At 40.5% G+C, this 6,005-nt stretch carries 5 protein-coding genes; 2 read left to right on the forward strand and 3 right to left on the reverse strand.

Annotated elements, in window-relative coordinates:
- Positions 1-58 precede the first annotated feature (58 nt).
- Both secDF and CE058_RS23650 read right to left on the reverse strand, forming a co-directional pair.
- A complete protein-coding gene (gene secDF / locus CE058_RS23645) occupies positions 59-2,323 on the reverse strand; it encodes a protein translocase subunit SecDF (protein ID WP_163145233.1) in 2,265 nt (754 codons plus the stop codon).
- Positions 2,324-2,611: 288 nt separating this feature from the next.
- Positions 2,612-2,908, reverse strand: a complete 297-nt coding sequence (locus CE058_RS23650) for a post-transcriptional regulator (RefSeq protein WP_048010359.1) — start codon at positions 2,906-2,908, stop codon at positions 2,612-2,614.
- A 122-nt stretch (positions 2,909-3,030) separates the two neighbouring features.
- Between CE058_RS23650 and spoVB the strand changes: the two genes are divergently transcribed.
- Positions 3,031-4,596: a stage V sporulation protein B gene (gene spoVB, locus CE058_RS23655; protein ID WP_163145234.1), complete on the forward strand. Its 1,566-nt coding sequence runs from the start codon at positions 3,031-3,033 to the stop codon at positions 4,594-4,596.
- A gap of 32 nt (positions 4,597-4,628) precedes the next feature.
- Here spoVB and CE058_RS23660 read toward each other — a convergent pair whose 3' ends face one another.
- Positions 4,629-5,279 (reverse strand): DUF421 domain-containing protein, encoded by a 651-nt coding sequence (locus CE058_RS23660; RefSeq protein ID WP_048010361.1) that lies wholly within the window; start codon positions 5,277-5,279, stop codon positions 4,629-4,631.
- Positions 5,280-5,477: 198 nt separating this feature from the next.
- On the opposite strand from CE058_RS23660, the gene CE058_RS23665 reads away from it, so the two are divergent.
- On the forward strand, positions 5,478-5,864 hold the full coding sequence (locus tag CE058_RS23665; RefSeq protein WP_048010362.1) for a TIGR04086 family membrane protein: 387 nt from the start codon (positions 5,478-5,480) through the stop codon (positions 5,862-5,864).
- Positions 5,865-6,005 lie beyond the last annotated feature (141 nt).

The following is a 6,005-nucleotide window of genomic DNA, read 5'->3' on the forward strand; positions in this document are numbered from 1 at the left end:
ACCCATGCCGGGCGCACATAAAAAAAACTCAGGCACTCGCCTGAGTTTTTTGTAATTATTACACTTGGGGTTCGTCACTGACTTTGCGTTTTTCTTTAACAGTATGAATAACACCTTTTTCTTTCAGTTCCTTGCCTTTCCATACTGCCCAAATCTGTGCAGCAAGGAAAATGGAAGAATAAGTACCTGCTATTAAACCAATAAGAAGTGCAAACGAGAAGTTTCTGATTGATTCACTTCCAAACACAAGCAGCGCAACGACTGTAAATACAACCGTTAAAACAGTATTTACAGAGCGGCCAAGCGTTTGGCGAAGACTCTTGTTTACAACATCCGCAATATCTTCAAATGACTTGATTTTTTTCTTTTTCTGCATATTCTCACGCATCCGGTCGAACGTTACGATTGTATCATTTATTGAGTAACCGACCACTGTAAGAATTGCTGCAATGAAGGTAATATCCACTTCCATACGTGTAAAGCTAAATACTGCGATAATAAAGAAGGCATCATGCAGAAGTGCCAGTACTGCCGGAATGGCCATCTTGACCTCAAAGCGAATGGATACATAAATGATAATGCCTACAGAGGCTATCGCAAGAGCTTTCAGTGCATTTTTAGCAAGTTCTTTTCCTACAGTTGGTGAAACTGTGCTGACATTCGGATCTTGACCGAATTTTTCATGAAATTGAGTTTTAACTTCTGCTATTTCGTCTTTAGTTAAAACATCTTTAAATCTAGCAACACCAATTTCATTATTATCTCCAGAGATGACAATATCATCTGTCTCGATTCCAAGAGCTGATAATTCAGCTTGGAATTTTTCTTTTGTTAAGGATTCACTTGCCTGCTGCTCGATCCGGGTACCGCTGACAAAATCGATTCCAAGATTTAAGCGGAATATAGAAAGAACAATTATTCCTGCAGTAATTAAAACAGCAGAAAGGATGAAAAACTTCTTGCGGTTCCCTACAAAATCAAATTTATCAAATTTGGTCGGCAAATCAAGGGTATCGTAATTTTCTGCAATATTTTTGATATCACTTTTCTTAACTCCAAACCAGCCTGGTTTCTTATCAAGTGCTTTACTATGGACCCAAAGCCCCATAAGCAGCCTTGTACCGTATACAGCAGTAATAAAGCTGGCCAGAATGCTTATTATAAGCATGGTAGCAAATCCCTTTACAGAACTTGTCCCATAAAAGAATAATACGGCTGCTGCCAGAATTGTTGTGATATTTGCATCAAAGATGGTGGAAAGTGAATTTTTCTCTCCAGCCTGGAAAGCAGATTTGATTGTTCTGCCCACTTTCATTTCTTCCCTGATTCTCTCATAGGTAATGATATTCGCATCAACCGCCATACCAACCCCCAGGATGAGCGCAGCAATACCAGGCAGCGTCAATACGCCATTCATCCAGTCAAAAACGAGTAAAATCAGATAAATATAAAACGATAAAGTAAGAGTTGCAATAAATCCAGGGAAACGATATACCGCAATCATGTAGATAAAGATAATCAATACCCCTATTATTCCGGCAAGAATAGTCGTTTCCATTGCCTGCTCACCAAATTTAGCACCTACTGATGTTGAATAAACTTCATCGAGCTGTACAGGAAGGGATCCTGCATTCAATAAATCCGCCAGTGTCTGTGCTTCTTCAATTGTAAAGTTCCCAACAATGGAAACGGTATCCTGATTAAAGATTTGGCTTACCTGTGGAGCAGATAAGTATTTTGGGTCTTCTTTTGCTGCCTCAGCCTGGAAGGAATCCTGGCCTTCTTCAAAATCAAGCCAAATGACAAGCAGGTTATTTGGCGCTCCCATATTGACAATTTTTTGGGTTACATCTTTAAATTTTCCAGCGCTTTTCAGCTTCAATGAAACACTTGGCTTTCCATTTTCATCAAATGTCTGCTTTGCACCATTTTCAGCAAGATCTGAACCATCCATCATCAACTGATCATTAACATCTCTAAATGAGAGATTAGCTTCTGTGGACAGAATTTCCCTTGCTTTATTCTGATCTGTTACACCGGCAAGCTGAACACGGACCCGCTTATCTCCCTCAATCTGGATATTCGGCTCACTGACTCCAAGTACATTGATTCGCCTGTCGAGCGCTTCGGCAGTACTTGCTAGGACTTCTTTAGTCACCTTCTGCCCATCTTTTGGCGTTACCTCATAGAGAACCTCAAATCCGCCCTGTAAATCAAGTCCAAGCTTAATATTTTTTAGGATGTTGTTTGTCGTTGCCCCAGCCAAGCTACCCAATAATAAAACAATCAGGAAAAAAGCAACGATACGGCTGCGCTTTACCATTCTGAATAAATCCTCCTTAACTATCGCCCGCAGGCACTGCATCAGCGGCGTGATGCATTATTTACCATACATTCCTGCACGTGAAGCCTGCATTACTATCTAATAAGCCTTCCCGTTAATTAAGACTACTGTTTGAAACTTTTACTACTCGTCCTTAACTTTCATTCTATGTATAACCGATTACATGAAAAAGGCCGATTACTCCGCTTTTCATTATGAAACAGATTGTAAAACCTGTCAATTTCCCTTATATCATGTTAAACCATGAAAAAAATTGGAATCACCTGTCTACTTTAATAGTTTTTTTCTTTCTTCTTCGTTATCTAAATCAAATTCAGCTTCTTTAAAAGCCTCGATGGTAGCATAATGAATGTAATCACTCACCTTCACTTCCATTATTTCTTCCACAATTTCAAATAGCCTGACATTTTTTTTGGGTTTTTTCCACTTTTTCTTTGTGAGATAACCCCAAAGTTCCTGTTCAGTCACTTTTTTATATCCCAGAAGCCGGAATTCATCCAGTTTGCTTTCCAATGCAGGCTTTACCGTAGTACGAAAATAATCATATTCATGGCCGATTTTCATTTTCAGCCGCCTCCCCGCCATTAATAACATGGAAATTATGATAGCTTGTCATGCTTTGTCCTCTATCTTGCATATAGATAATTGTATATGATATTACCCATTTTGAGAAGGCAGGGAGTTGAATGTCCAAATTTCTTAAAGGTACCATGATCCTGCTCGCTGCAGGCCTGGTGACCAGGGTCCTTGGCTTTATTAACAGGATTGTCATCGCCCGATTTATTGGAGAAGAAGGTGTTGGCCTTTATATGATGGCCTTTCCCACCATGATTCTTGTCGTCACCATCACACAGATTGGACTGCCGGTTGCTATTTCTAAAAATGTGGCCGAGGCAGAGGCAAGAGGAGATACAGCAAAAATTAAAAAAATATTAATTGTTTCCTTGGCAACTACCATCTCGCTTTCCATTGTTTTCACTCCCGCTTTAATTTTGCTCGCTCCATTATTATCAGAGACACTCTTTACTGATAACCGGACCCATTTGCCTTTGATGGCAATCGCTCCAATTGTGCCGATCATTGCAGTTTCCTCAGTCATTCGCGGTTATTTCCAGGGCAGGCAAAACATGAAGCCTGCTGCCTATTCCCAGATGATTGAGCAGATAGTCCGAATCAGTCTGATCGCTTTAATGACTAAAGCATTTCTGCCATATGGAATTGAATATGCGGCTGCGGGCGCCATGCTGGCAGCAGTCATCGGGGAGCTTGCATCATTGCTTTATTTGATGACCACATTTAAGCTTAAAAAGAAATTCAGAGTCAGGAACCAATTTTTTAAATATGTGTCTTCCGGAAAAAGTACATTTTACGAATTGATGACCGTTGCTCTCCCAACGACAGGGAGCAGAATGATCGGTTCTGTCGCCTGGTTTTTTGAACCGATTGTGGTAGCGCAGAGTCTGGCACTTGCAGGTGTGGCAGCAGCTGCGGCTACGAAGCAGTATGGTGCTCTTACGGGCTTTGCCATGCCTCTGCTGATGCTGCCATCGTTTATTACTTATTCTCTGTCAACTTCTCTTGTTCCCGCTATAAGCGAGGCAAATTCCCAAAATAATATGCGTCTGATCGAATACCGGCTTCAGCAGGCTCTTCGATTCGCATTCATTACCGGGGGCCTTGCAGTGGTGGTTCTTTACGTCCTTTCCGATCAGTTAATGGAAGTGATGTATGGCTCCTCAAGCGGTTCTCATTTTATTAAACTGATGGCGCCCTTTTTCCTGTTTTATTATTATCAGGGACCTCTTCAGGCAACTTTGCAGGCATTGAATCTTGCCCGTGCTGCCATGATCAACAGCTTGATTGGAGCTGTTGTAAAGACGGCCGTTATCTTTCTTCTTGCCAGCCAGCCTGCATTTGGGATAAATGGAGTTGCGATGGGGATTTTGACAGGTACAGTCCTGGTGACAATGCTTCACTTTGCAACCGTTCTGAAAGCTATTTCTTTTACTTTTTTCGTAAGGGATTATATAAAAACGTTTATAGCAATGATTGTATCAGGAGGCTTAGGTTTCTGGATGCTAAAAGACATCCTTGCCTCTGACATGAATACAGCCTTAAGGGTTATTTTGATATCTGCAGTTATCACAATTGTCTACATCATCCTTTTATTAATCTTTAAGCTGATTAAAAAGAATGACTTAGTGCGTATTCCGGGGATAGGCAAAATGATATCGAGACTGGCATTTAAGTAATATTTCACAGGTCAGCTGAGCTGACCTTGTTTTTATTTCCTTTCATCAAGCAGGTCCACATAAAATTGGCCATTTTCATAACTGCAGAATGAAATATTGGAGATCTCTTTATACCCTTCTTTTCGAAGTTCCTGACGCAGCCAAAAGTCACTTTTATTTATCGTTTCCAGATTAGTTTTCTGAATCGTGCCATCTATTATCAAAGGGATCGTTATTCCCCCCTCTTTACTGTCTTTTCTTTCAAACACTGACAGCGTTCCGGAGGATTCAAGGATAGCAAATTCCACATCGGAGATTTTGGCAATATCTTTTTCTCTTAACTGCAGAAGCAGGTCATCAAAGTTATATCGCTGCTTCCTCATGGCATTTTCATCTATTTTTCCTTTATTAATAATAATGGTAGGTTTTCCATCAACTACGTCCCTGAATGTTTTGCTTTTCAGCGAAAGTATGGCCAATACAATTTGTACAACCATCAAAAGGAGCATGGGAAGCACATTTTTTAAAATATTTGAATCCGGAGTTTCAATCGCGACAACTGCAAGTTCAGCAATCATGATATAGACGACCAGATCCAGGATGCTTAGTTCCCCAATTTCCCTTTTGCCCATCAGTCTAAAAATGAGAAGAATGACTGCATACAGAAATAAGGTTCTTACAACGATGATAAGATATTCTTCCACTTCAACAGCACTCCTTTTGATGCAATCCTTTCTATTCTTCCGCATATTTGAACTTTTATGAGTATATGAGGTTTTTTCTTTGAATAATTTCGATTCTATTTTTTCATTGTCTGAATATGCTTGTACTAAGGAAAAGGCTGGTTACCTCAAGGGTCGAAAGCTGTTCCTGTTCACTCATTAAGAAGGGAGAGGGTCCATATAGAAGAATCAAAGAACTTTGGAAGTGCTGTACTTTATGGTATTATTGCGATTTTTGCCATTGCCGTTGCCGGCAGTCTCATTTTTTCACTGCTCTTGAGATTTACATCACTGCAGGAGTCATCCTTGCAGTATATTATTACTGGTGTTTCATTCATTTCTCTTTTTGCAGGCGGGTTCATTTCCGGAGGCAAAGGGAAGCAAAAAGGCTGGCTGCTCGGAGGCTTAACCGGCCTTATTTATTCAATCGTTATTTTTCTTTTTCAATATTTAGGACATGACAGTTTATTTAATATGGAGCAAATGATTTACCACACCTGTTTCACACTTACGGCCATGATGGGCGGTATATTGGGAGTGAATCTTAACACCAAAAGAACCGCATAATGTGAAACTTCAATCAGTGGGGGTTTTCCTTATCCCCCACTGATTGTTAGTCGCGTTCTAGTGTCGCTAAGATCTCCGCTAGCGCTTCGATCAATCGACACTACGAACCCGATTGGTTCAACTAAGCCTCTGCCTGCGCGC

It is taken from the genome of Bacillus sp. 22-7, assembly GCF_010628845.1.
GTDB classification, from domain to species: Bacteria; Bacillota; Bacilli; order Bacillales; family Cytobacillaceae; genus Cytobacillus; species Cytobacillus firmus_B.

Excerpts from the sequence above, each read along its gene's own strand:
- CE058_RS23650 (WP_048010359.1), bottom strand. The coding sequence starts at position 2,908 with ATGAAAATCGGCCATGAATATGATTATTTTCGTACTACGGTAAAGCCT.
- spoVB (WP_163145234.1), top strand. The coding sequence starts at position 3,031 with ATGTCCAAATTTCTTAAAGGTACCATGATCCTGCTCGCTGCAGGCCTG.
- secDF (WP_163145233.1), bottom strand. The coding sequence starts at position 2,323 with ATGGTAAAGCGCAGCCGTATCGTTGCTTTTTTCCTGATTGTTTTATTA.